Raw genomic sequence first — 26,999 nt, 5'->3', positions numbered from 1 at the left:
ATGATCTGTATGTCTTTAATCAACGTTACCAACCTGACCTTTGCCTATGAAGGCAGTTACGATAACATATTTGAAAATGTAAGCTTCCAGTTGGACTCCGACTGGAAATTGGGTTTTACCGGAAGGAATGGCAGAGGCAAAACGACCTTCCTCAATCTGTTGCTCGGTAAATATGAATACAGTGGACATATCTCTGCGAATGTTAGCTTTGAATATTTTCCTTTCCATGTAGAGAATAAGGGAGCGATGACCCTCGATGTCATCGGCGAGATTCATCCTGACTATCTTCACTGGCAACTTGTGCGAGAGCTGAACTTGTTAAAGGTATCGGAAGATGTTCTATATCGGCCTTTCGATACTTTATCCAATGGAGAACAGACGAAGATCATGCTCGCCGCTTTGTTTCTGAAGGATAATCGGTTTTTGCTCATTGATGAACCTACCAATCATCTTGACCTTCATGCGAGACAACTCGTCAGTAATTATCTTCGCAGCAAGAGCGGGTTTATTCTGGTATCTCACGATCGGGCGTTTCTGGATCACAGCGTAGACCACATCCTTTCAATCAATAAGAATGATATTGAGATTCAGAAAGGTAATTTCTCGGCTTGGTGGGAGAACAAAAGAAGGCAAGATCAGTTCGAACTTGCAAGTAATGAGAAATTAATGAAGGATATCAAACGTTTATCCGATTCAGCCAAACGGACGGGTGGATGGTCGCATGAAGTCGAAAAAACCAAAAACGGAACGAGAAACTCCGGTTCCAAGGTAGATAAAGGATATATTGGACACAAGGCTGCCAAGATGATGAAGCGTTCCAAAAATATTGAACAAAGGCAGCAATCGGCGATTCATGAAAAGTCCAAACTTCTCAAAAATATAGAGAGTGCAGAAGCTCTACAGATTCATCAGCTGGATTTTCACAAGAATGAACTTGTCGAATTGGAACATGTGTCGATAGCATACGGCTCCAATATGGTGTGTAAGGATGTTAACTTCACGGTTGAAAAAGGGGATCGAATTGCCCTGTACGGAAAAAATGGATCTGGCAAATCAAGTATCCTTAAACTGATCTGTGATGAAGATATCTCTTATACGGGTCTTCTACGTAAGGATCATCAGCTCATAATCTCATATGTGTCGCAGGACACGTCTCATCTCGAAGGACATTTGTCCGCATATGCGTTGACGCAAGGGATTGATGAGAGCCTGTTCAAATCGATACTCCGAAAGTTGGATTTTTCCAGACTGCAATTGGAGAAAGATATTTCAACATTTAGCGCAGGCCAAAAAAAGAAAGTGCTCATTGCTAAAAGCCTTAGTGAGAGAGCTCATCTGCACATTTGGGATGAACCACTCAATTTTGTGGATGTCATTTCACGTATGCAGATCGAAGAATTGCTGCTGGAATACTCCCCAACCCTGCTTTTTGTAGAGCATGACAGTGAATTTTGCGCAAATATTGCAACAAGAATCATTGAACTATAAGCAACGGACTGAGATAAAAGAGATCATGCTAAGAGCCGCCGAATGGCGGCTTTTAAGTTTTACAGCACGAATATAAAAGGTGGTCTGTTGCGTTCAGAATGCGATATCGCAAGAATGTATGCTATAATTTTATAATCTCATCCAATCATATGATGGATGATCAGATCAATTGTAGACTAATTCGCCAAGAGGTGTAATACCTATGAAAAAAGAAATGACAACAATCAAACAAACGAGGCTACATTCCATTCTGGACGAGGCGACCAAGTTGCTGATTGAAAAGCCGAATGCTTCCATGAATGAAATTGCAGAGTCTGCAAAAATCGGGATTGCGACTTTACATCGATATGTGGAAAGCCGCGAACAGCTCATGGTTTATCTGGGATTACGCGCAATCGAAGTGGTCAGTGAGACCATGAAAGAAATCCAACTGGATGAGGAGCACTGTGAAAAGTACATACCCGAGCTGATTGAAGCGCTTATTCCATTAGGCGACAAAATTTATTTTCTGGCTCATGACACCACCATTAACTATAATCCCGAGATTGAGGGAGCAGATCTGAAACTGAGAGAACCTGTATTGCATGCGGTTGGTTTGTTGCAACAGAAAGGTTATTTCCGCTCCGATCTGGATAAAACCTGGATTGTGGATGTCCTGTATTCCATCATGTTCCTGACGTGGCAGCAGGTTGTAAGTGGTCATATCGCGAGAAAAGCAGCCCCTGCGCTTGTAGTAGACACGTTTTATCATGGATTTAAGCAGAGGTGAAAATAGGGGTGAGACTAACACAACAGCATCAACTCGTTACTCGATGACCAAATGACTTCATAAAGTCGCTAATTTAGCGGCTTTTTTTGCTTGTTTACATGTATACATACCTGTTCAAGCAGAGACATTGAACTAATCTATTCTAGGTAGCTGAGAATTTAGCAAAACCAACTATAAACAAAATGAACGATTACATAACATTATTTGTCTTATTAATGAAAACACGGCAAAGGGGGGGATAGAATGACTGACAGAGAAATTTTTGAATTGTATAAAGAGCAAGTTTATTACTTCTGTTATTATCTGATGAAGAATCAAGCAGATGCCGAGGACATTTGCCAAGAAGTATTTGTCAAAGTTATTCTGGCTGACAGAACTAAGGTAAGGAACATGAAATCATGGATATTGCGAATTGCTTCAAATGAGTGTCATAGCGTTATGAGAAGACGGAAATCTGGATGGTTGAAAGAAGTGCGGCATTATTTGTTGTCCAAATCCCAGAGTTATAACCCTGTGGAAGAGGGTGTGTACCATAGGGAAACAAAAGAAGAGCTACGAGGATTATATAGTGGGCTTCCTGACAAGATTAGGACGGTTGTTGTCCTTCGATTTATCAATGATTTGACTGTACCTGAGATCTCTAAAGTTATGAACATACCTGAAGGGACTGCAAAATCCAGATTAAACAAAGGATTGAAACTTCTCAATAAAATGGTTGAACCTCAACTAAAGGAGCTGAGTAATAATGAATCAGTATTCTAATAAGGAAAAAAATATATCTCATCCGGATTATGACTTGATGTGGACAACCATTGAAAAAGAAGCACATAAACGACGAGTCAATGTGAAATCTTCACAAAAGCCTACTGGATATCGAGCTAAAGCAATTCCTATAAGCATCATTTTTACTTTTTTCTTACTTGTTGCTATTCCTGTATTCGCCAGTATGACGATTGATTGGGATCGAATCGGAGGCCGGGGCGTCGCAAGCGCAATAAATAATGGTATCGGTCAGCAATATGATCTTCAGTCCGCTAGTTCAGGTGTGACAATGAATCTAAGCGGTGTTGTAACAGATGGAGAAAAAATGAAGATGCTCATATCTCTGGACACATCAATCGATCTTTCTCCATATAGTGAATTTGCGACTGAGGAAAATACTATAATAGGAGAATCCGATGCGAGAGCGAACGTATATGGTTATTTGGGGCACGATCCTGATAGTCAGAAACTCATTGGGATCTATGAAACAGCTGATACTTTAAAGGGCGGTACCAAAGAGTTTACATTCGAAGCAAAGAATCTTATTCTTTATCGGGATAGGGATATTTTCCTAAAATCTAATCAACATACTGGGAAATCAATGGTTACTGGCGTTTCACAGTTTCCGGCGATTCATATTGAATCGGTTAGACATGCAGATAATCAAACGGTCATCCGTTATAAAGTCGAGGTAGTATCATCAGATTTGGAAAGCGTCAATCCTCGCTTGAGAGTTCATACCGGGGCCCAGGTTGTAGATGCTATTCCGACCATCTTGCCTAACGAAGAAAAAGGATTGTTGATTGAACAGGTATTTGATATATCGAAAGCGGATTGGGCGAATGCAAACCTTCATTTCAATTATGTTGAAGCAGCAAAACGATTGACAGGTACTTGGAAATTCGATTTTGTCGCAAATGGGAAAAAAGCAAGTGAGGCGATATATACGAAAAAACTGTATACCAATCCTGAATTCCAAGCAAAAACCGGTGTTACTTTAGAGCAACTGGTGATTACTCCATTGAATCTTCAGATTTTAATTGATGAAGAAGGTTCATATACAGAAGGTATTGTTCAATATAAATCGATTCAGATGATTATAGATGATAAAACAATCACGGGGGTGCAAACAACAAAAGGGGGGCGTTCTGAAAATAATCAGCATTTGTTTCATTTTGAATCTCCTGAGTGGTATCAAAACTGGTCTGATGTTCCAATGAAACTCATCTTAAAAGATGCCGTTGTTGAGAAACGAGATACCACTAAGAACTGGATCAATTTAAATAAACCCAAAAAACAAAAGCAGTATACCAAACTCACTGTCGATGGACTTGTAATACAATTTACTTACTATACTGATGGGGAGAATTTAATTGTAGAGTCACAATCCAACTCCCCTGGCTTCAAAGGAGTTAACCAAACAATGCTACGGATCAATGGCAAAGAAATCGTTCCTGAAATTAACCCCCAAGGGATGACACCTGCAAAAATTCATATAGACACCTACAAAGATGTTCCATTTGATGGACATATTGAACTGAATCCGGGCATCTATAAATACAGCGATCCGGACAGAAATGTAGAGATTCAACTGTAGGTAAAGTAATTCATTATTTGAGCTTGATGAACAATTTAACACCTTCAGAGAGAAATCCGTTACATGTGGTACGGAGACTCTCTGAGGGTGTTTTTTTGCGTTGCAGCAGCGTAAAAACAGGATGAAACCATAAAAAGTTTGCTTTTCTCACATATTCAAATATTAACAGAGTTCAGAATTTAAGATTTCAAGTTTACAAAAAATGATATAAATTTCTAGTAGATTCAAATCATTACCAAATAAAGACAAAATTTTCAAACGAGGGGGCCGGACAGAAACACCTGCAATTGTGCAGTTCGAATCAGCTTACGTACTCATTCCATCAACCCAATCAGGAGGGATTCCATGCTTTACACCATTATTGTACCAGTCAACCAGGACTATAACATTCTGAACCTGTTCACTGATTCGTTGCTCCGGACGGTAAGTCCATCCACTCAGATTATTTTCATCAACGATGGTTCCGGTTCAGCCGTTTTTCAACATCTGGATAAACTGAAGCAAGAAGTAAGAGAAGGTGTGACCATCGAGATTCTTCAGCATGATTTTCCACTCGGTTGCGCCGTGTCGATTAATAGCGCACTCAGTCTTGCCAAGGGAGAGTACATTTTCTTCCTGGATTCCGACACCATTCTTCAACCGAACTGGCAACCGATGATGAAAGAGACACTGGACAGCGATATTACGATTGGCATGATTGGAGGCGTTCTGTTGTATCCGCAAACAGGAGGCGTGCAGCACTGCGGTATTGCTTTTGCAGACACCATCGGCCGACACCTGTTCCTGAATGCATCCCCTGATGATATCCCGAAAGAAACCTTCTCTGTTCAACTGGTGGTGTTCGCCATGTTCGGCATGAAGCGGGAGGTCTACGAGACCATCGGTAACCTCGATGAGAAGTTCTTTAACGGGTACGAGGATTTTGATTATCAGATGCGAGCACGGGCTGCGGGATACGATACGGTCATTAACCCGAATATTCAAGCATACCACTGGGAACGTAGCAGCGGTATTCACCGCAACTTCAACCGCAAGAACAATCTGGCACGCTTCTGGAAAAAGTGGGGCGGTCAAATCGAGGCTGATGTGTGGCCTTTCGTTTTCAGTCATCTGAAAGCACAGCTGGAAAGCCAAGGGGAATATCAGCATCTGCCGATTGTCGGCATTGATCTTGCAGAAGTGCGTAGTGATGCCGATACGTTCTGGACCAAGCTGCATGAAGCCGAATTTGCCAATGTAGCCGAAGTACGTGACTATTCGAACCGCTTCAATTCCAACGGAGCCATCTGGCTGCCGCAGGTACTGGGCAAGGAACTGATTCATAGTGAGAACCGGTTACTGTTCTTGGTGGACAATTTCGCCCGTTTGCTGGAGAACCGCTACTGGATTGAGATGAGACATGCTCATCGAGCCAAGGATCTGATCATTGACCTGTATGGCAATGTGATTACGATGGATCGCATATACGATGGATGCTGGCCTGGAACGAAAGTTCGGTAATTCACTCACAACGAAAGTAAACAGGGAGGTACTTAAGGTGAAAGAAAAAGAGAGCACGCTGGATCGTGCCGTACGATTTACCCGTAATCTGGAGTGGTTGGAACAAGTCGAAAAGGTTATTCCGAGCGGATGCAGCACTTTAGCCAAAGCACCTGAACGTTTATTCCCGGGACATACACCCGTGTGTTGTGCAGAGGCTTACAATTCCCGATTCACAGATATTGACGGCAATGAATGGTTGGATTGCGAGATGGCCATGGGTACGGCACCATGGGGCCATGCCAGACATGAAGTCCAACTCACCGTCATTCACCAGCTGAAAAAAGGGACAAGCTTTTCGATTCCGGCCGACATCGAACTGGAATGTGCCGAGTTGATTCTGGAGCGGTTCGAGGGTCGCTATCCGTCACTGCGCTTCACCAAAAGTGGTGCCGATGCAGTGAGTGGGGCTGTACGTCTAGCCCGCGCTGCAAGTGGGAAAAGCAAGGTTATTGCGACAGCTTATCACGGGTGGCACGATTGGTCCGCCTATGGTTATTATGGTGGCGAGACGAAAGAACGTGGCATCCCGGTAGATATCGAGCGTTCAACGATCTGGGTGAACAAGCCCACAGCAGAGCGAATTGAGGCCCAGATTACCTCATCTCCCGAGGATATCGCATGTATAGTTCTATGTCCCAATGAGTGGAAAAAGGAAGCGCTGGGGGAAGTGGTAACCCTGTGCCGGTCCCTGGACATCATTATCATATTCGATGAGGTAACTTCCGGTATTCGGATGGGCAAGCAGGCTACAGCAGGAGAATATGATATCTGGCCTGATCTGCTTTGCATCTCGAAAGGTATGGCGAACGGTTTACCTCTCGCAGCGGTTATGGGACCTCAGCATCTAATGTCCTTGTCAGGACAGGTCAGATTCAGCAATGCCCATTCCAGCGAAACGACAGCGCTCGCGGCAGCCATTGCCTGTGAACGACTAATGAAGAATGCGAAAGTATGGCCGACTTGGCGTGATCCGGCAACCCGGATCATGGATCGTCTGGAATCTGAACTTGTGTTACTGGGATTGACGGATCAATTGGAAGTGAAGGGAACGTATGCAAGCTTCTGCATTCAATCCTTGGCTGAAGATAACTTCCAAACGGACCCTTTCCGCGAGTTCATGGTGAAGAAGATGGCTCACTTCGGCATTTTCACCAAAGGCTACTTTATTTTCTCCGATGCTCATACACGTGAAGAGTTGTTGTGGGTTGAGGAAGCGCTGTTGCAGATCCTGTCAGACTGGAAAGAGAATCAGAAGCAGGAACATCTTCATTCCATGCAACTTTCGAAAACGTTTGAAGCTTAATCCATAAATAGAATTCGACAATCGACTAGGAGGAATATTCAATGAAAGCACTCGTATATCAGGATCTCAAACAGGTGGCATACCAGGATATTGATGAGCCATCCATTCAAAAACCTAATCAGGTAAAAATTAAAATCTATGGTTCAGGCATCTGCGGGACAGACCTGAATATTGTCAAAGGCAAAGTGCCTGCGAATAAAGGAACGATCATTGGTCATGAAGGTGTGGGCACCGTAGTTGAGATGGGTGATGAAGTTCGTGGTTTCAAGATCGGTGATCGGGTATTGGTTGATCCCACGCAATCTTGCGGTACCTGCTCTTATTGCCGCGAAGGTCTGTTCATCTACTGCGAGAATTTTGATGACTATCAAGTAGGGATGACGACACACGGAACCTTTGCTGAATATTTTGTCGGGGACGAGAAGTATATCTATGCCATTCCGGATTCCATGAGCTGGGAAACGGCCATGATGATCGAACCACTGGGGTGTGTACTTCAGACGTTCATGAAAGCAGGGACTAAGCCAAGTGACTCCGTACTGGTCCTCGGTTCTGGTGCAATCGGTTCCCTGTGTCAGCTAGTTAGCAAACGATTGGCAAGGCTTACTGTAGGCACGGAAGTTGATCCATACCGCAAAGAGTTCGCTTCAGGGATCGCGGATCATGTGTTCTATCCTCAGGATCTGACACTCGATAAAGTATACGAGATCAATAATAACAAAAAGTTTGATATTGTAGTGGACGCGGTTGGTAACCAGCTTCATGTAGGGTTTGAGCTGATTGCCAAAGGCGGGAAAATCATTCCTATGGGGTATGACGACAGCTATGAGGTGACGTTCAAATCTACAGCCGTAATTAATGATGGTATTAGTATCATCGGTGCGGTGGCGAATCACTCGATGATCAGCACGGCACTAAAATTTGCACAGAGTATTCCGGAACTGGAGCAGATGGTGACAGCCAAGGAACTGCTGAGTGATTATGAACAGGCCTTCAATGGAACGATTGGTTATGACATGCATACTGGAGAGAAATTGCCGATGAATTCGGTCAAAACAGCTCTGATCCTATAAGTATGTAGACATTAGCGGGTTCGCCGCTGCGAGAAGTAGGATATCGCAGCGGTGAAAACCGCAGAAAGAAGGGATATCGATTGAAATTGCTTCAAGATTTGCCGAAGAATCCACGCTACTCCATTTTACTCGAACCGGTATGGGCCATTCCGGGCACGATCGTTCTCTTTTACGCTCCTTTATATATGAAGGAAGCCGGACTTTCGGACATTGAAATCGGTTTAATCAATTCGGTGAATCTTTATTTTGCCTTTATCTTCCAATTGTTTGCGGGTTCCATTACGAATAAGCTGGGCCGGAAACGAACAACGCTGATCTTTGATCTGCTTGCATGGAGTGTTCCCATGTTCATCTGGGCCTTCTCTCAGAATTTCTGGCTGTTTCTGATCGCTTATTTACTAAACGCAACATCCAAGTTTGTAACGGTCGCCTTTAACTGTCTGATCATAGAGGATGTGGAGGAACACAAACGATCGAAGGTGTTTGCCATTCTCAACATGATCATTACAGGAGCCGGAGTATTAACACCTATTGCCGGGGTAGTCATTGCTGATTATGGTATTGTGCCTACACTCGCCAGCATTTACTTTGTCGGGGGCATTCTGATGACTGCGATGTTCTTCATTCGTAACCGATACACGGATGAGACCGAGGTCGGCAAGGAGCTTATGGGGTTGCATAGCAAAACCCGCGTCCTTCAGAGTTTGGGTTCAAGTCTGCGCCTGTTCGGCAAGTCGTTCTACAAACGGAGACTTTTTCCGATCATTTTGATAACGGTATTATCCAATCTGATCTTGCAGCTGAACTTCTTTCAGGTCATTTTCTTCAAGGAACAGTTGAAGTTTGATGACCGTGTCATTTCGTTTATTCCGGTTGTAACCGCAGTAACCGTCATGCTGCTCTATCTGGTCATCATTCCGCGACTGAAACGGCGTTCGGAAGAAAAGTATGTTGGTTTTTCCATTGTACTCAGTACGGCAGGAGCTATTCTATTTCTATTGATCCCTGTGGGGAATATCGCGATGTTGTTTCTCACGCTAATCGTGCTCGCTGCGGGTAACTTCATTCTGCAGACATATCGGGATTCCCTGCTGATGAACCGATTGGGGACGCATGAGAAAGCCGATATGTTCTCGGCCGTGCAGACAGTCATGACGCTTACAGCCATTCCATCCGGTTATCTGACGGGATTGCTCTACCATCACAATCCAACGCTGTTGTTCAGTGTCATTCTTGGTCTGTATATCGTACTCATGGTCATTATGTTCTTCCTGCCAGATCCGCAAAAGCACTCCCAAGTGCTGGAACCTTACAAAAATATGTAGAAAAAGGGGTTTACTGTATCTGGAGCGAATATGTAGTACAGAAAAAAACTAAAACATATAACTAAAACATATTTTACTTGGGAGGCTAAGAAATGACTAACGTAATGACAACAGAAGCACGGAAGCAATGGAGCTGGATGAACGAGCCTGAGACCTGGTCCTATACGGATCAGGGAGGTGTGTTGGTGGAAGCACAGGCGGATACAGACTTTTTTCAAGATCCAGCAGGGAAACACATTCGTGCAACGGCACCGTTCTTATCCATGCCTGTGCCTGGAGACTTCGAAATCACAACCCAGTTGACTGTGGATATGAAAAATCAATATGATTCCGGTTGTCTGATGGTGATGGCGGATGATCGTAACTGGTGCAAAATTTGTTTTGAATATGATGGAAAAGTGCCTACCATCGTGTCTGTAGTGACACGTGATGGTTCATCCGATGATTGCAATTCGGTTGAAGTCTCCGTTCCTAATCCCTACCTGCGTATACGCAAAGTAGAAGACTGCATATCATTCTTTTATTCACCCGATGGGGATGAGTGGAAACTAATTCGATATTTCGGCATGCCGGTCAAGGGGGAACTACGAGCTGGATTAGTTGCACAGTCGCCAACTGGAACGGGCTGTTCATGTCACTTTGTATCTGTGAACGTCACCCATCCGGACTTGACCGCACGCTTCTAATTCGCTCCCCCGGCCAACCATTGGAGGGAGAATAGATTCATGGTAAAAGCATTTATATTTGATTTTGATGGACTCATTGTGGATACGGAGACGCCTTGGTACTATGCGTTTCGGGATATATATGAAGAGCACGGACTCGAACTGGGTCTGGAGCTGTGGTCGAAAAATGTGGGGACATCCTTTGAGGAGTTTCATCCGTTTCTATATCTGGAGCAGGCGCTCCAAAAAAAGATAGATCATGATCATATCAAACTGCTCTCTGAACAGAAATACGAAGCTTATTTGGGGCAAGCTGCCATTCTTCCAGGGGTATATGAATTGCTTCAGACTGCCAGGGAAAAGGGAATTCAGCTTGCGGTTGCTTCCAGTTCCACCCGGGACTGGGTACATGGTTACTTGCAGAAGTTAGGCATTTTCGACTACTTCACAGTCGTTCATACTTCTGAGGATGTGGAGCGAGTCAAACCTGATCCTGAACTGTACCTTCTTGCTCTCCAAAGTCTTGGAATCGAGGCTTCCGAAGCGATCGTGTTCGAAGACTCGCCTAACGGACTGAAGGCAGCCAATGCGGCAGGTATTCGTTGTATCATCGTGCCGAACGAGGTAACGCGAGGTCTGGAATTCGCCATGCATGAACTGCGGTTATCCTCGCTGGCCGAGATCAATGTGGAGGTTCTTTAATCCAGGTATTGCTTGCGTAGCTCGATAGGGGAGATCCCTTCGTATTTTTTGAACACCGATCCAAAGTAACTGGCACTGTTGAAACCAACGGCTTTGGCTATTTCATGAGCCGTGGTGGCACCATTCTCAATGAGCATTTCCTTGGCTTTCAACAACCGATATCGCGTCAGATACTCCAGTGGAGTCATTTGAAATTCTTTTTTGAATATGCGATTGAGATGCTGCTCGGTAACGTCCATCTGTTGAGCCAACATGGGGAGAGAAATATCCTGATGATAATTCTGTTTGATAAAAGTAATGAGTTCATCCAATCTTAATCGGGCATCAGAACGTTCGTAAGCACTATAGCGTTCACCTTCAATGGTTAATCTGACCAAAAGCATGTACAGTAACGCAGATACGTGCCAGATCTGATCCTTGTGCCGGGACTGCAGCGCCAACGTTATTTCATGCAACAGGATATGAAGCATTCCATCCGGCTTGAAGGCGCGCAGCTCCCCGATCTGCAAGGAATGCAAGAATCGTGGCAATAAATAGCCATTGAAAGACAGACAATCAAATCGTAATGAATCACTCAGATTGTGGTAACGGTACGTTACCTCCGGGAACAAAATGAGAGCGGTCCCTTTTTTGATCGAAAACTCATGATTCTTTGCTGCGATTCGCCCTGTTCCTCCGATGCACTGTACAATGCTGTAATCCCGTGAATGGTCGCTCCAATTCATCAATTCATCAACGGTCAACTGGTTTTGCCCTGTAATCATGAGCGGCATATCGGTATCCAGCGGATTCCCCATGCTAGGTTTCGGCATCGTCGTGTTATTCCTCTTTTCGTTAAAGGATCATGTGCGTAAGTGGCGTGGTTACAGCGTTAAAAGAAACCTAGAAAGAATTATATTACATAAATGGAATTATTTTAATTGATTGGCAACCGATAATAAAACGTTTTCAAATAAATGCTCCATCAATTCCATATGGGTTGGATGAGTGTGAACCGTGGCCCAATCATTCTCTGTTAATGAATCTAAAGGTACGCCTGCCTTGCCAACTTCATGCGAAACGGTATACGCTATAATGAATGAGTGATTAAGGAAAGGAATGCAAAACATGAAGAAAGTCATCGTAGTCGGATCGGGTATTCTGGGGGCATCAACAGCCTATCAATTAGCCAAACAGGGCGCAGAGGTAATCATCATAGATCGAAAAGATATAGGGCAGGCGACGGATGCAGCTGCTGGGATCATCTGTCCATGGCTGTCACAGCGACGCAATCAAGATTGGTATCGGCTTGCCAAGGCAGGTGCACGGTTCTATCCTGGAATCATAGCGGAGCTTGAAGGTGAAGGAGAAACGGAAACCGGTTATGCTCAAGTAGGTGCGCTCAGTATTCATACGGATATGGACAAAATCAACAAGATGGAAGAACGGGCACACCTTCGAAAAGCAGATGCACCGGAGATTGGCGACATTACACCTCTGGATGAAAAAGAAACCCGTGAGCGATTTCCTCTACTGGATGAACGTTATCAATCGGTACATATCAGCGGTGCTGCACGTATAGACGGAAGAGCGCTGCGCGATGCCTTGATCCGGTCTGCACAGCGAAATGGCGCTACGCTGATTCATGGAGATGCTACGCTTCAATTCGAAGCGGATCGGGTCATTGGTGTGAGTGTTCATGATCAAAGTTTCCTGGCAGATGAAGTCATTGTCTGCGCAGGTGCTTGGGCCAATTCACTGCTGAAACCACTCGGCATACACTTTAAAGTGCACTATCAAAAGGCACAAATTATGCATCTATATGTCACGGGTGGGGAGGATACAGGCCGTTGGCCTGTGATCATGCCACCTTCCGACCAATATCTGCTGGCCTTTGATCAACAGAAGATCGTGATTGGTGCAACTCATGAAAATGATGTGGAAGGTTATGATACAAGAGTAACTGCAGGGGGCATGCAGGAAGTTTTGAATAAAGGTCTGGAACTGGCACCAGGGCTAGCCAATAGCACATTTCAGGAAGTAAGAGTTGGATTCCGTCCCTTCACACCTGGCTTTCTGCCTGTAATGGGCGCTGTCCCTGGCTGGCAAGGCTTGATTACAGCAAATGGACTTGGGGCCTCTGGCTTAACCATGGGGCCTTTTGTCGGGAGTCAACTGGCCAAATTGGCTCTTGGCATGGAGCTGGATATCGATATTGAGCCCTACCATATTGGCAAAGCAATGGATGAAATTGAAAGAGGTGAACCATGACATATTCACAACGTTTATCCGATGGAGCGAACTCGTCCGATATCGTATATCTGGAACATCAGATTGGTATGACGAAAGAAGAACTGCAAATAGCCTTGGAGGAACGCGAAAAATACGAACGCGAATTGGCGCATCTCAAGTCATCATCCATTGGAAATGCAACGAAAGATGACTCGGATGAGCAAGCCTTAATGGAAAAGTCGAGCCAAACGCAGAACTTGATTGAAAACCTGTCTGTACAGCTGGAGCAGCTACAGGAATCATTGGCGAAACTTGGCGACTGATTGGTTCATATCACCTATTCTCTGAAACGGTGATAGCAATAATATACGATTCGTATAAAAGAAAAACCCCTTTAAATAAGGGGTTTTTCTGATTTGGTTCAAATGAATTATATCAATGAATGAACGAGTGGTATAAAATGGAATCAGGTGCTGAACTGTCAATTCAGGTACCAAGTAACCAATCACAAAACGATGCTGAGAGGTGGATTCCAAATGTACAAAGAAGTGATACGCGTTAAGGACATTACAGGCTTCCAGTCCAGATCTGAAGAGTTTTTTCCACTTCACTGGTTTCGAAAAATGTTGTCCGAGCATCCTGTGTACTATCACGAAGATACAGACACCTGGAATGTGTTCAGATACGATGATGTGAAGCAGGTCCTGAGCAATCATGAATATTTTTCAGCCGAAGGAACTCGGACAACCATTGCGGTTGGGGCGAAGAACAGCGAAGGTACACCTCCGGACAAATTAAACATCTCAAGTATCGATCCTCCCCGTCATCAAAAAAGTCGTTCATTGTTATCTGCTGCATTTACACCACGTAGTCTGAAAAACTGGGAACCACGAATTCGCAACATTGCAGAGCAACTGGTAGCAGATATTGAGCCGAATACGACCATTGATATCGTACAAGCATTAGCTGCTCCGCTGCCTTCCATGGTGATGGCGGACCTGCTCGGCATCCCTCTCACAGACAGCCATCGATTCAAGAACTGGGTAGATATTCTGTTTCAGCCCACCAATCCGAAGACTGCTGAAGAGAGTGAACTGAAAAAGCAGACTGCAGCGCAAGAGTATTATCAATTCCTATACCCCATTGTAGTTCATAAACGGACCCACCCTGGTGAGGATATCATTACGGATCTGTTGAACGTCGATGTGGAGGGTGAAAAGTTCACAGATGATGAAGTTGTTCGAACGACGATGCTGTTGCTCGGAGCCGGAATTGAGACAACCAGCCATATGGTTTCAAATACATTCTATTCATTCCTGTATGATGACCCCAGCTTGTATGATCAACTAAGACAGAATCCCGAGTTGGTTCCGCTCGCAGTCGAAGAAATGCTTCGTTATCGGTTCCACAATACCAAGCGACATCGGACAGTGAAGCAGGATAATCAATTGCTTGGAGTGGATTTGAAAAAAGGCGATGTTGTGATCTCCTGGATGAGTGCAGCCAATATGGATGAGCAGATGTTTGAAGACCCGTTTGAGTTAAACATTCATCGTCGTAATAACAAAAAACACCTTACCTTTGGCAATGGCCCACACTTTTGTCTGGGTGCTCCGTTGGCAAGGATGGAATTAAGCATTGCCTTGACAGCATTTGTGGAGAAGATTGCTCGAATTGAACCAGTGGAGTCCTTTGATCTGGAGAATAATCTCGCCACTTCAGCTCCGGGGCAGTCGTTGACCCATCTGCCAGTGAAGATCGTTGCGGAGTGAGAAGGAATCATACGGGACACAATCTAAAAAGCGGCAGATCAGACGTAAACGTCTTGATCTGCCGCTTTGTTATGCAAGTATGAGGCTGAACAACTTAATTTGAATTCATGGAAACTTTTTGTCTAACAACCTGTTTGAATTCTTCCTCTTTGGCTTGTTTGGTACGTTTGATAAAGAAGGAAAGGACCAATCCCACAACAGCGATACCGATGATAACAACATAAGCATCATTGATACCCTGGATCATGGATTCTGTAGCCAACTGTTTTTGACTGAGTCCATTGGCTGCACCCGTAGCTACCATATCCTGTACATGTGCTGTAGTACGGCTCGTCATGACACTTACGAGCAATGAAGTACCTACAGCGCCAGCAACTTGTCTGACGGTGTTGGAGATAGCTGTTCCGTGTGCACCGAGTCTTGGTGGCAATTGGTTAAGACCCGCAGTTTGAATCGGCATCATGAGCAAAGCCATACCAATTCGGCGTCCGGTTGACATTAATACCAGGTAACCATAACTGGTTGAGTCCGTTAAGTCGATGAAACCAATTGTGGTCACGATGGTGATCACCATTCCGATAACAGCGAGCCATTTCGCTCCAAATCGGTCAAACAATTTTCCGGCTACAGGCATCAGGAAGCCCATGACAAGGGCACCCGGCAGTAGTAATAATCCGGACTCCAGCGCAGTGTAACCTCGTGCGTTCTGGAGATACAGGGGAAGCAGCATCATGTCAGCATACATGATCATTGTGATCGCGATACTAATGACCGTGGTCAGGGAGAACATGTTGTACTTGAAAGCCCGCAGATCAAGCAGGGGAGTCTCCGAAACGAGCTGACGCCATGTAAACAGGGCAAGGGAAACAATTCCTGCAGTGATACAGATAAGAACTTCTGCACTTGACCATCCCAGACTTCCTGCTCTGCTGAAACCATAGAGCAATGCGCCAAATCCGATCGTGGACAGCATCACACTGATCGTGTCGAACTTCGTGTTGACCCTTTCGGATACATTCTTCAGGTATACAAACGCAAAGGCAATGACAATAAGAGTTAATGGAATCATGCCGTAGAACATCGTTTGCCAAGAGTAATTCTCGAGGATATAACCGGCAAGGGTAGGCCCGATTGCAGGGGCGAAAATGATGGCAAAACCAACCATACCCATGGCAGATCCTCGTTTTTCAGGAGCAAACAAAGTTAAAATAACATGCATCAAGAGTGGCATGATAATGCCGGCACCTGCTGCCTGAATCATGCGTCCTGTCAGCAAAGTACCGAAATTGGTAGCAAGAGCGGATACAATGGTACCAATCAGGAAAATAAACATCGAAGCCTGAAATAATTGTTTGGTTGAAAAGCGTTGCATGAAGTAGGCCGTGATGGGGATAAGCACCCCGTTCACCAGCATGTAACCTGTCGTTAACCATTGTGCTGTGGCGGCGGAGATGTTAAAATCACCCATCAGCTCCGGTGTAGCGACGCTCATGATCGTTTGATTCAACGTTGCAAGGAAGGCTCCCAAAATCATGATAAACAGGATCGGGCCTTTCTTTACGGATAATTCATCTTGTACTCTAACCTGACTCAATCCTTTTCATCCTTTCAATCCACGCGTGACTAAATTTACAACGTGTTGTATAGTTTACATTGTATTTATTGAATTATATACATATTCGGACAGATTACAATTTACGTTATGACGTGTCTTCGTCGTTTATTTTACAAATAAAATGAATTTGTTGTGTAAATCAAAAATAAACGACTGATTGTTTAAAATTGTAATGTTTAAAATTTGATAGGAGGGATATACGTGAAAGACGAGAAGAAATCAGCCGTGGACCCAAGAATATTGCGAACACGTCAGTTAATTCGAAGTGCATTTGTTGAGTTACTGCAGGAAATGGATATTGAAAAGTTGTCAGTGAACAAAATTGCCGAACGAGCGACGATCAATCGGGTAACTTTCTATCTGCATTATCGGGATATTACAGATATGATGGAGAAGATGGCTGATGAGATGATCGAGCATATTGAACGGATCGTGGATGAATATGCTCCTCATTTTGAGAAACAAAGAACGGAAGAGGCTTGGCCTGTTCTGGTCAAGTTACTGGAGCATTTTGCAGAGAACGCCTCGTTCTATCAGGTGGTACTTGCCACGAAGCGCACACCGATTTTTACCGAACGACTGCTCAAATTGTTGAGTACGCTGGTCAAAGCCAAGATTGATCGGGTGGAGATGGAGGATGAACTGGAAGAGTCCGGCATTCACAAAGAAATCGCAATATGGTACGGTTCTTCGGCCTTGATTGGAACCATTGTTGCCTGGCTGCGTAATGATATGCCTTATTCGCCCCATTTCCTGGCTAAACAATTCTCGTTGATTCGCTCGTACTCCTATAATGACCTGATATAATTAGACTACAATACTCAGACGGTGAACTGGGTCAAATGAATAGCAAAGGGCAGCTCTATGCGACTATACATAACAGAGGAGGACTAATGTAATGAAATATAGCGCAGACCGTGTCTATGTGCGCTTTTGGAAGGTGGAAGATGCAGCATTGCTTCTGGATTTACAGGTTCGCAATCGTGCGGAAATTGAAAGAATCTCTGCAAGTAATCGGGAAGAGTCTTTCTACAGCTTGGAAGGACAAAGGTCACTCATTGAGAGCTGGGACAAGAAAAGAGAAGACGGGAAACGATATTCCTTTGGCATTTTTCTGAATACAACGGATGAACTCGTTGGTGAGATTTCAGTGTTCGAGATCGTACTGGATGCTAGTCCAAAATGGATCGTTGGTTATGTAACGGATATTCTGCATCAGGGAAAAGGATATATGAGCGAAGCCCTGCAATGTGTACTGGAATTTGCCAAACACGAAACTGAAATTACTCGAATCGAAGCTGGCGCTGTACCTGATAATACAGGCTCCATCCGTGTCCTTCAAAAAGCAGGATTCAAGGAGAATGGGTCACAGCCTGTGCCAATCCAGGGAACGTTGAAAGAACATACGATGTTTGCTGTGGAATTACTATGAGCAGGATTTTTTATTATTCTATATAAGTTGAACCATATATTTAAAGGTAACGGAGAGGACAGAAAAAACATATGGCTACTATACTTGTTGCAGATGACGATGCGAACATTCGCGAACTCGTCTGTCTATTTCTCAAAAACGATGGATTCACCACTGTGGAAGCTGCGGACGGCAAGGAAGCTCTCACCGTGTATGGTGAAACTGCAGTTGATCTGGTTGTGCTAGATATTATGATGCCTGTCATGGACGGCTGGGCACTGTGCAAAGAACTCCGAAGAGCCAATCCCGACCTTCCGTTACTCATGCTGACGGCGAGAGGAGAGACTTGGGAGAAGGTGAAAGGATTCGAACTGGGTACGGATGATTATTTGACCAAACCGTTTGATCCATTAGAGCTGACCGCTCGTGTCCGAGCATTACTGAAACGATACAAAATCGGCTCTACACATACAATCCAGTTTGGCAACGTCATTCTGGACCGTCAGACGTATAAGGTGATGAGAGGCACGGAGTCGCTTACGTTACCACTTAAGGAGTTCGAATTGCTGTATAAGCTTGCTGGAACACCAGGACAAGTCTATACACGTGAGCAATTAATCGATCAGATATGGGGTATTGATTACGCGGGAGATGATCGAACAATAGACGTACATATTAAACGCCTGCGCGAACGATTCGCGACAACACCTGATTTTCGGATTGAAACGGTGCGTGGGTTAGGGTACAGACTTGAGGTCTATGAATGATCAGATCCTTATATATTCGTGTTGTTCTGACCTTTCTGGTGTCAGTCATCACAGGCACGATTATTTCATTTTTTATGTCAACCTGGATGTTCGAAGATCAATTGAATGAAAATGCTCAAATTAACATACGCAACTTTGGCCAGGACGTTGTGCAGATTTATAAGACGCTGCCTACTGATGAAGCAGAATCATTCGTTAGTAGAATGAAACAACTTGATTCGTATCATATTCGAATTTATGATGCAACGGGCAATTTCCAGTCTTATGGGAAGCTTAACGAACATAAATCATCCCCCGTATCGACGGATCAACTCAAGAAGGTGTTAAACGGAGGGGTTGTGCAGGACACACCTAAAGGTATCGCTACCGTTCTTTTGGGGCTACCGATCAAGACGGAAACGGGTACAAGAGCGATGTTTCTAGAAACACTCTCACCGCCCTCAGCCTCTTTTGTGGTCCAGTTTGGATTGATTTTTGCAAGCTGTTCCTTGATTGTAGGAAGTTTGTTGATTGTGGTTGCTTCTGTATATCTGGTTAGACCGATCAAAAAATTGACCAAAGCGACCAAACGGATTGCAGCTGGAGATTTCAACGTCAAGCTGAACATTAAACAAACGACGGAGATTGGTACATTGGCCCGCAGCTTTGAAGAAATGATGCATGATCTTCAGCAGTTGGAGCAGATGCGCAGGGAATTCGTTACCAATGTTTCGCATGAGGTTCAGTCTCCGCTCACCTCGATATCCGGTTACGCTTCGGCACTGAAGCAAGTAAATCTCTCAGAACAAGAGCGAAACCGTTACCTAGATATTATCATCTCAGAAGCAAAAAGAATGTCCAAAATGAGCGATAGCCTGCTCAAGCTGAGTTTGCTTGAATCGCAGTCACAGCAACTACGGCTCACCACCTTAAGCCTTGATGAACAGATCAGGCGGGTCATCGTTGCGCTTCAGCCTCAATGGTCTGGGCGCAACATTCATTTCGAGCTTGATTTGGAGAACGTGAAGGTAACGGCTGATCACGATCAGTTAAATCAGGTATGGACAAACATCATCGGAAATAGCATCAAGTTTTCCGAGGATGGCGGTATGATTAAAGTCAGTATCGAAGAGGACTTCAAAAATGTGACTGTTCGAATATCCGACACGGGCATTGGAATTCCCCTGGAAGATCAGAAGCGTATATTCGACCGTTTTTTCAAGGCAGATCGTTCCCACAGTCGTAAATACGATGGGAGTGGTATGGGACTAGCAATCGTTAAACAGATCGTATCCCTTCATCAGGGTGACATCCGAGTGGAAAGCGAACCTGGTCAAGGCACGACCTTTATGATCACGTTGCCAATCCATCCACCAACGGATAGTTAGGCTCACAGGATAGGTAAATGAATAGAATATCCTTCGGAGTATCTAGACCGAATTATCATGCCATGTGTAACATGCAAGCTTCCTTGTATGTTACACATGGCATTTTTTTTGCTTGTTCATATTCCGTTCATATTATGGTCATAGGGAGTACATCTTTGATGATTAGGATTGCATTAGCAGCCTGCTAGGCCAATATACAGATGAGGATAGGAGCAGATGAATGTGAATCAACAAGCAGACAAAGAAGTACAGAGTAAAAGCAAAACAAAGAAAGTGTTAGGCATTTTGTTTAAAGTACTATGCGCAATCATTATAGCAATCTTACTTTTTGTAGCTATCGTATATACCGTCAATAAAATCAGCAGTTATTCGGAGCAAAAAAGAATGGAGCCGTATGGTCAACATGTATCCGTAGACGGGAAAAATATGAATGTGTTTATTCAAGGCGAAGGCGAGGAAACGATTGTGCTTCTGCCTGGTTTTGGAACAGCGGCACCAGCGCTTGATTTTAAGCCTCTTATCTCCGAATTATCTCCATATTATAAAGTCGTCGTTGTTGAGCCCTTTGGTTACGGATTGAGCGATCAGACCGAAAAGGAACGCAGTACAGCAAATATCGTCAGTGAAATTCATGGAGCGTTACAAAGTCTACATATTGATCGGTATATTCTCATGGGTCATTCCATTTCGGGGATCTATAGCCTGGACTACGTGAACAAATATGCAGATGAAGTAAGTGCATATGTCGGGCTGGATAGCAGTGTTCCAACGATAAGTGAACAGAAGATTGATTCATCAGATACACAACCGATTAAATGGTTCCGCAACTTAGGTTTCGCCCGAGTGCAACTGAAATTGAGTGCTGACCCTTATGATGGACTGCCTTATGATGAGCAAACGAAAGAACAGTTGAACATTCTGATACGCAAAAATATGTATAATACGACTCAATTAAATGAGGCAGAAAGTATGTATTCCAACTTTAAAGCAGCTGAACAGCTAACTTTCCCTGTTAATCTCCCGGTTCTTTTCTTTGTTCAAAAGAATCATCCTGCAGCAGACAATTGGGTTCCCGAACACGAGAAGTTAATAGAGAACTCTGTGCGTGGTGAAGTGGTGCTGCTGGAAGCAAATCATTATTTGTATCGTTCCCATGCCAAAGAAATTGCTGAAAAATTCAGGGGATTTATGACGCAGCAGTAAATATGAATGAATTGGCTTGTTCATATTCAGTTCATATTGACGTCACGGGGAGTACATTTTCATTGGATAAGATTTCATTAGCAGCAAAGAAAACAACCGAACTACCAGTTCAAGACAGGAGAAGATAACACTGACGACGCAGCTAGCGGAAAAGAAAACAAAGAATAGATCAAAGGCCAAAAAAGTGAGAAACATGATACTGAAAATAGTAGGAGCAATCGTAATCGCCGTTATTCTATTTCTAACTATTGTTTATATCACAAATGTGGTCAGTAGTAATTCAGAGGCCAAGAAAATAGATTCCTATGGTCAGCATGTATCTGTAGACGGGAAAAATATGAATGTGCTCATTCAAGGCGAAGGCAAGGAAACCATTGTGCTTCTTCCGGGATATGGAACAGCTGCACCGGCGCTTGATTTTAAAATGCTCATCGATGAACTATCACCATATTACAAAGTTGTTGCAGTTGAACCTTTCGGTTATGGATTGAGCGATGAGACTGAAAAAGAACGAACCACAGAGAACATCGTAAGTGAAGTTCATGAAGCTCTGCAGCAACTTGATATTAACAAATACATGCTGATGGGCCACTCCATTGCAGGCATTTACGGCATTGATTATGTGAACAAATATCCGGATGAGGTGACGGCATTTGTCGGAATTGATAGCAGTGTTTCAACCCAACCGGGTATGGATGCCAAGTTACCTACAAAAATGTTCGCATTTCTTAAAAAATCAGGTCTCCAAAGATTAGTAGTCAAATTTGGTGAAGATCCTTATGCGGGACTCCCATTTGATGAACATACCGTAGAACAGATGAAAATGCTGTCGAGTAAAAACTCAAATAGTCCCACGATGTTAAATGAGATGGACCATATTGCTTCCAATTTTAAAGGTGCTCAAGGTTTAACCTTCCCTAGGGACCTTCCACTTCTTCTCTTTGTACAAGCCAATAATGAAGGTGTAGAAGGATGGATACCGCTGCATGAAGGGCAGATCAAAGATTCGGTACATGGAAAAGTAATCACCATGGATGGCGAGCATTACTTGCACCATACGTTATTTAAAGAAATAGCTGAAGATGTTAGAGCATTCATGAACGAAGCGAAGTAACAATTCTGTAAAAGTACATTCGTGATTTAACAGATGTGCGTGAATGAATTTGGAAAACTGTCCTGAGGGGTGGTTTTTCCATAATACGATTAATTTGGCCGCTGCCGTGATGAGAGAGAGGAATTCAATTGAGATTATTTGAGATACTGTTAGTTCTATCCTGTTTGGCTTTACTCGTAGACCTACTATTTATTACAAGAAGTGCAAAGAAAACAGGATTGGGTTTGGGGATAGGAAGCAGCGTTATACTCGTAGTTCAATTTTTAGTTGAGGGATACAGATGGCAGTTGCTTTTGGTATATATCATGACGGCTCTATTCATAATTATTGTTTTACTCAGACATTCCGAAAAGATGATGAATCTAAAAATAGGGAAGTTCTTGAAATATAGTGTATCTTCCCTGATTGTCATTCTGCTGGTTGGTTCTACTGCCTTGTCTGTATACTTACCTGTCTTTAATTTGCCGAAGCCGGATGGTCCAGAGAAAGTGGGAACTCAAACATTTCATTTAACGGACCAGAACAGAGACGAAATCTTCACTGAAGATCAAAGCGATAAGAGGGAACTAATGGTTCAAGTTTGGTACCCTACTGAAAATAGGAATAATATCAAGCGTGACACGCTGTTTCCAAAAGATAAAGAAATGTTCAAAAAGTATATTCAGAGCTTCTCTGCTTCTTTAAAACTGCCCGAATTTGTTCTCGACTACTGGAAGTATAGCCAAACCAACTCTTATGAAAATGTAGAAATATTACCTTCTGCAAGTCCTTATCCCGTGGTACTGCTATCTCATGGTATGGGAACCAGTAGAGTTCTACAAGCATCACAGGCGGAGAATCTGGCCAGTCATGGGTTTATCGTGGTCACCATCGATCATACGTATAGCACCTTTGCTACCCTTTTTCCAGATGGCCGTGTAACGGATTATAAAAAAAGTACGACTACACTAGATGAACGTACAAAAACAGGGAATATATGGACGAAAGACGTGGAGTTTGTAATCGATCAAATCGAAAAGCTGAATTCAGGTGCAATCGAAAGTCAATTTAAAGGGAAGATCGATTTAAATAACATAGGCGCGATGGGGCATTCTTTTGGGGGTGCAACCGCGTTTAATGCAACGTATTTAGATCAGAGAATCAAGGCCGGGGTTAATATGGATGGGTCACTATATGAAGTGGAAAATAGAGATGATATAAACAAGCCGTTTATGTTCATCCGATCGGGAAATTTTGAAGACTGGTTAGCCAATTTTGAAGTGGATAGAAATTCAGATGATGAAGTAACTAAATTTCTTTCAGATGAGCTGCACATTATGAAAAATGTTATCAATCATGGGGGAAATGTGATTTATATAGAAGGAACCCAGCACTTCAATTTCACGGACCTTCAATTCTATTCTGAGCTGGTTAAACTGTCCGGGATCACAGGAGACATCAATGGTAAGAGAGGATCAAACATCGTAAATCAATATGTACTCGATTTCTTTAATAAGCAATTGAAAGGAACGGGTGGAGATCTGATTCAGGGACCAAACGACTTGTATCCGGAGGTGAAATTTGTAGACCCAGAAGAAATCAAATAACCAAAACACTTAAAATTCAGGAGATGATGTGAATGGGACGACAAAAGGGAAAACGAACTTCTATCGCTGCCTTAACCCTGGTGTTAACGATGTTAGCTCCAATGTCAGTACTGGCCGCACCAGCTGCCGGTAACAGCAGCGACCTTACGTATGAACCAACCAAGAAAATAGTGGTGGAGAAAGCCAAGTTACTTACCGAGAAGCATGGGATCACAAGCCTGCAATATGCCCTTATGGATGGTGGCGAGATTGTGGTGTCCGGTCAGACAGGTAAAAACGATAAGAACAACAAGGTGTCTCTTACGTCGGATACGATCTATGGCATAGGATCAACTAGCAAAATGTTTCTTACAGCGGCAGTGATGAAACTTGTTGATGAGGGCAAGGTGGATTTGGATCTGCCTGTTGTGAACTATCTACCTGATTTTCAGATGAAAGATCAACGCTACACAAAAATTACCCCACGCATGCTGTTGAATCATTCTTCAGGTCTACTGGGCAGCACAGGCAGCAATGCCACATTGTACGGGGATAATGATACGTATTTACATGATACGTTTCTCGAGCAATTGGCGAGTCAAAACCTGAAGGCCAATCCCGGCGCATTCTCGGTGTATAGTAACGACGGTTTTACGTTAGCCGAGATTATGGTTGAACGTGTTAGCGGCATGAGTTTTACCGCATTTATACACCAATATTTTACGGAACCTCTGGACATGAAGCATACCAAAACACCACAGGATGTGGTCGACACGGCAGACATGGCGGGAATCTATTCTCCTTTGTATGAGGGTCAGCTTCCACAAGAGAATTATAATATCATCGCAACTGGAGGCATTTATTCCACGGCTGAAGATCTTGTGAAATTTTCACAAATCTTCACGGGAGAGGTCCAAGGCATTCTTTCCAGTAAGTCGGTCGAAGCCATGGCTCAAGAAGAATACAAAAGAGGTATGTGGCCGGAAGATAGCGATACGTCTATATCTTACGGGTTAGGGTGGGATAGTGTAAATCTGTACCCATTCAGTGAATACGGCATCAAGGCCGTTACCAAAGGTGGAGACACCATATCGTATCATTCATCATTAATCGTACTGCCGGAATACAATCTGGCTGCAGCCGTTACCTCATCAGGTGGGACAAGTGCCAAAGATCAGTTCATTGCGAGTGAATTATTACTCAGCGCGCTGGAGGAAAAGGGCATTATTACAGAACGGAAGCCCGAAAAATCATTTGGCGTCCCAGTGAAGGCAGATATGCCTAAAGAAGTATCCATGTATGCCGGTATGTATGGTGCCAATAATTCGGTTAAGAAGGTCGAAATGAATCATGCTGGACAAATGATGGTATCCACGCTCACAGCTCCAAGTGATTCGGCTCAAACATACACCTATACAGCGGATGATACTTTTGTTAACGATGAAGGCACAGAAAAGTTGAAATTTGTTAAGGAGAACAATGGACGGACATATCTGTGGTCTCGATCTTATATATCTTTGTCAGGACTTGGACAGTTGGCTTTCTCAGAATATACGGCGGAGAAGCTGGAATCCAATGAAATATCCGAAGATGTTAACGCCACATGGGAGCAGCGTGAAGGTAAGAGATATTACGTGGTGAATCAGAAGTATACATCAACCGTTTATCTCCATTCATCACCAATCCTCTCTTTCCATATGAACGAAGAGACTCCAGGGTATATGTCCAATAGTAAGATTATTGGAGCTAACGAAGCAGTCACTGAGCTGCAAATCCCTGGCATGGCTGGACGTGATACAAAGGAGATTAATTTCGCTAAAATGAACGGAGTAGAGTACGTCACAGCGGTAGGGGGCGTTTACGCCAGTGAGGAAATGGTACAACCACTCTATTCGGGTAAACAATCTCTAGCAACGATTCAAGCAGACGGATATGCCAGATGGTTTTCAGTGCCAGCAACGGTGAAAGGAAAAGTCATGACGGTTGAAATGCCTGCAAATGGCGCTTTTGCCGTATATGATCAAAAGGGTATTTGTATTAACCACACCGTAGTCAGTGGTCAGAATGAGGTTGTTTTGCCGGAAAACGGGCGTATTGTTTTTGCAGGTGACGTTGACTCCACTTTTGAAATTTCATTGAAAAAGTAACAATAGATTTGGTGCAGTGAAAGATGGTGATTTTCGGAGGAGTAAAAATAGTGAAAAACAAAAGAAGTCGCGAAATCGCGGCTTTTTTCTGTTAAGGAGATGGTGAATATACATACTTCGTTATCTATTGGAAAATTTAGGTTGACACTTCTTTTTATCACGTATACAATCGTATACATGAATGCGTTGTATACATATGTATACGCGTAATGGGGGTGGGAAAAATGAGAGATCGTGATCTGAAGGAAATCGATGGAAGTGTACTTCAAGGTGAGCGTACGAGACGTGATATGAGTGACAATGAGCAACGTGGTGAACGTTCCAGACGTGGAAGAGGGCATGGCGAACATGAGGGAAAAAGGGGCCGTGGTGCGCAAACATTCCGTCGTGGCCGGATTCTTGTATTTCTGGAGCAGATGCAGAATCGGAGAACAACGCTTGTCCGACAACTTGGACAGGAGGAGTACGAATATATTCGCCCGATGATCAGTGGGGAGTTGAAAGCTATTGATCAGGTCATCGACGAGTATATCCATCTTTTCGAGCTGCAAAATGAAGATGTAAACCCCAATAAGGATCTGGAGAGTGAGAGTGAATAAGT

The 26,999-nt window shown here is 43.7% G+C and carries 24 protein-coding genes; 22 read left to right on the top strand and 2 right to left on the bottom strand.

The window, feature by feature from the left end; all coding sequences use genetic code 11:
• Positions 1-9: 9 nt before the first annotated feature.
• The 10 genes from FS628_RS00785 (at position 10) to FS628_RS00740 (ending at position 11,226) form a co-directional block, all read left to right on the top strand.
• On the top strand, positions 10-1,488 hold the full coding sequence (locus tag FS628_RS00785) for an Lsa family ABC-F type ribosomal protection protein (protein WP_145317670.1): 1,479 nt from the start codon (positions 10-12) through the stop codon (positions 1,486-1,488).
• Positions 1,489-1,690: 202 nt separating this feature from the next.
• Positions 1,691-2,257: a TetR/AcrR family transcriptional regulator gene (locus FS628_RS00780; protein WP_036608234.1), complete on the top strand. Its 567-nt coding sequence runs from the start codon at positions 1,691-1,693 to the stop codon at positions 2,255-2,257.
• Between the two features lie 243 nt (positions 2,258-2,500).
• Positions 2,501-3,019 carry an RNA polymerase sigma factor gene (locus FS628_RS00775; protein ID WP_145317668.1) on the top strand — a complete coding sequence of 173 codons (519 nt, stop codon included), beginning with the start codon at positions 2,501-2,503 and terminating at the stop codon, positions 3,017-3,019.
• A complete protein-coding gene (locus FS628_RS00770; protein ID WP_145317666.1) occupies positions 3,003-4,616 on the top strand; it encodes a DUF4179 domain-containing protein in 1,614 nt (537 codons plus the stop codon). The genes FS628_RS00775 and FS628_RS00770 overlap by 17 nt, the downstream gene beginning before the upstream one ends.
• Positions 4,617-4,961: 345 nt before the next feature.
• A complete protein-coding gene (locus FS628_RS00765) occupies positions 4,962-6,116 on the top strand; it encodes a glycosyltransferase family 2 protein (RefSeq protein ID WP_145317663.1) in 1,155 nt (384 codons plus the stop codon).
• A gap of 37 nt (positions 6,117-6,153) precedes the next feature.
• Complete coding sequence (locus tag FS628_RS00760) at positions 6,154-7,461, top strand: aminotransferase class III-fold pyridoxal phosphate-dependent enzyme (RefSeq protein ID WP_145317660.1); 1,308 nt, start codon at positions 6,154-6,156, stop codon at positions 7,459-7,461.
• Between the two features lie 41 nt (positions 7,462-7,502).
• The gene (locus FS628_RS00755) at positions 7,503-8,534 is read left to right on the top strand and encodes a zinc-dependent alcohol dehydrogenase (RefSeq protein WP_145317658.1); all 1,032 of its coding nucleotides are present in this window, start codon (positions 7,503-7,505) and stop codon (positions 8,532-8,534) included.
• 80 nt (positions 8,535-8,614) lie between these two features.
• Positions 8,615-9,859, top strand: coding sequence for an MFS transporter (locus FS628_RS00750; RefSeq protein ID WP_145317655.1), 1,245 nt, complete (start codon positions 8,615-8,617; stop codon positions 9,857-9,859).
• 92 nt (positions 9,860-9,951) lie between these two features.
• Positions 9,952-10,545: a DUF1349 domain-containing protein gene (locus tag FS628_RS00745; RefSeq protein ID WP_145317652.1), complete on the top strand. Its 594-nt coding sequence runs from the start codon at positions 9,952-9,954 to the stop codon at positions 10,543-10,545.
• A gap of 39 nt (positions 10,546-10,584) precedes the next feature.
• The gene (locus FS628_RS00740; protein WP_145317649.1) at positions 10,585-11,226 is read left to right on the top strand and encodes an HAD family hydrolase; all 642 of its coding nucleotides are present in this window, start codon (positions 10,585-10,587) and stop codon (positions 11,224-11,226) included.
• Here the strand turns inward: FS628_RS00740 and FS628_RS00735 are convergent.
• Complete coding sequence (locus FS628_RS00735) at positions 11,223-12,038, bottom strand: AraC family transcriptional regulator (protein ID WP_145317646.1); 816 nt, start codon at positions 12,036-12,038, stop codon at positions 11,223-11,225. The two genes, FS628_RS00740 and FS628_RS00735, sit on opposite strands and share 4 nt — an antisense overlap.
• 295 nt (positions 12,039-12,333) lie before the next feature.
• Here FS628_RS00735 and FS628_RS00730 point away from each other — a divergent pair, with 295 nt between their 5' ends.
• The 3 genes from FS628_RS00730 (at position 12,334) to FS628_RS00720 (ending at position 15,209) form a co-directional block, all read left to right on the top strand.
• Positions 12,334-13,476 (top strand): NAD(P)/FAD-dependent oxidoreductase, encoded by a 1,143-nt coding sequence (locus FS628_RS00730; protein WP_145317643.1) that lies wholly within the window; start codon positions 12,334-12,336, stop codon positions 13,474-13,476.
• Complete coding sequence (locus tag FS628_RS00725; protein WP_145317641.1) at positions 13,473-13,760, top strand: hypothetical protein; 288 nt, start codon at positions 13,473-13,475, stop codon at positions 13,758-13,760. The genes FS628_RS00730 and FS628_RS00725 overlap by 4 nt, the downstream gene beginning before the upstream one ends.
• A 213-nt stretch (positions 13,761-13,973) precedes the next feature.
• Positions 13,974-15,209 carry a cytochrome P450 gene (locus FS628_RS00720; RefSeq protein WP_145317638.1) on the top strand — a complete coding sequence of 412 codons (1,236 nt, stop codon included), beginning with the start codon at positions 13,974-13,976 and terminating at the stop codon, positions 15,207-15,209.
• Between the two features lie 94 nt (positions 15,210-15,303).
• On the opposite strand, the gene FS628_RS00715 is transcribed toward FS628_RS00720, so the two are convergent.
• A complete protein-coding gene (locus FS628_RS00715; RefSeq protein ID WP_145321290.1) occupies positions 15,304-16,743 on the bottom strand; it encodes a DHA2 family efflux MFS transporter permease subunit in 1,440 nt (479 codons plus the stop codon).
• Between the two features lie 282 nt (positions 16,744-17,025).
• Between FS628_RS00715 and FS628_RS00710 the strand changes: the two genes are divergently transcribed.
• The 9 genes from FS628_RS00710 to FS628_RS00670 all read left to right on the top strand — a co-directional run bounded on the left by FS628_RS00710 (position 17,026) and on the right by FS628_RS00670 (position 26,997).
• A complete protein-coding gene (locus FS628_RS00710; protein WP_145317635.1) occupies positions 17,026-17,631 on the top strand; it encodes a TetR/AcrR family transcriptional regulator in 606 nt (201 codons plus the stop codon).
• 91 nt (positions 17,632-17,722) lie between these two features.
• Positions 17,723-18,256: a GNAT family N-acetyltransferase gene (locus FS628_RS00705; RefSeq protein ID WP_145317632.1), complete on the top strand. Its 534-nt coding sequence runs from the start codon at positions 17,723-17,725 to the stop codon at positions 18,254-18,256.
• A 71-nt stretch (positions 18,257-18,327) separates the two neighbouring features.
• Entirely contained in the window at positions 18,328-19,002 is a 675-nt protein-coding gene (locus tag FS628_RS00700) for a response regulator transcription factor (RefSeq protein WP_145317629.1), read from the top strand.
• Positions 18,999-20,369, top strand: coding sequence for a sensor histidine kinase (locus FS628_RS00695; protein WP_145317626.1), 1,371 nt, complete (start codon positions 18,999-19,001; stop codon positions 20,367-20,369). The genes FS628_RS00700 and FS628_RS00695 overlap by 4 nt, the downstream gene beginning before the upstream one ends.
• A gap of 216 nt (positions 20,370-20,585) precedes the next feature.
• The gene (locus tag FS628_RS00690) at positions 20,586-21,572 is read left to right on the top strand and encodes an alpha/beta hydrolase (RefSeq protein WP_145317623.1); all 987 of its coding nucleotides are present in this window, start codon (positions 20,586-20,588) and stop codon (positions 21,570-21,572) included.
• A gap of 193 nt (positions 21,573-21,765) precedes the next feature.
• Positions 21,766-22,686 carry an alpha/beta hydrolase gene (locus FS628_RS00685; RefSeq protein WP_145317619.1) on the top strand — a complete coding sequence of 307 codons (921 nt, stop codon included), beginning with the start codon at positions 21,766-21,768 and terminating at the stop codon, positions 22,684-22,686.
• Between the two features lie 380 nt (positions 22,687-23,066).
• Entirely contained in the window at positions 23,067-24,272 is a 1,206-nt protein-coding gene (locus tag FS628_RS00680) for an alpha/beta hydrolase family protein (protein ID WP_260870890.1), read from the top strand.
• 32 nt (positions 24,273-24,304) lie between these two features.
• Entirely contained in the window at positions 24,305-26,398 is a 2,094-nt protein-coding gene (locus tag FS628_RS00675; protein ID WP_145317614.1) for a serine hydrolase domain-containing protein, read from the top strand.
• 224 nt (positions 26,399-26,622) lie between these two features.
• Positions 26,623-26,997, top strand: coding sequence for a hypothetical protein (locus tag FS628_RS00670; RefSeq protein WP_145317611.1), 375 nt, complete (start codon positions 26,623-26,625; stop codon positions 26,995-26,997).
• The last annotated feature ends 2 nt before the right edge of the window (positions 26,998-26,999 follow it).

Source organism: Paenibacillus xylanexedens, assembly GCF_007676705.1.
Taxonomy (GTDB): Bacteria; Bacillota; Bacilli; order Paenibacillales; family Paenibacillaceae; genus Paenibacillus; species Paenibacillus xylanexedens_C.
Note: the sequence above shows the minus strand (reverse complement) of the source record. Positions and strands in the feature narration are given on the sequence as shown.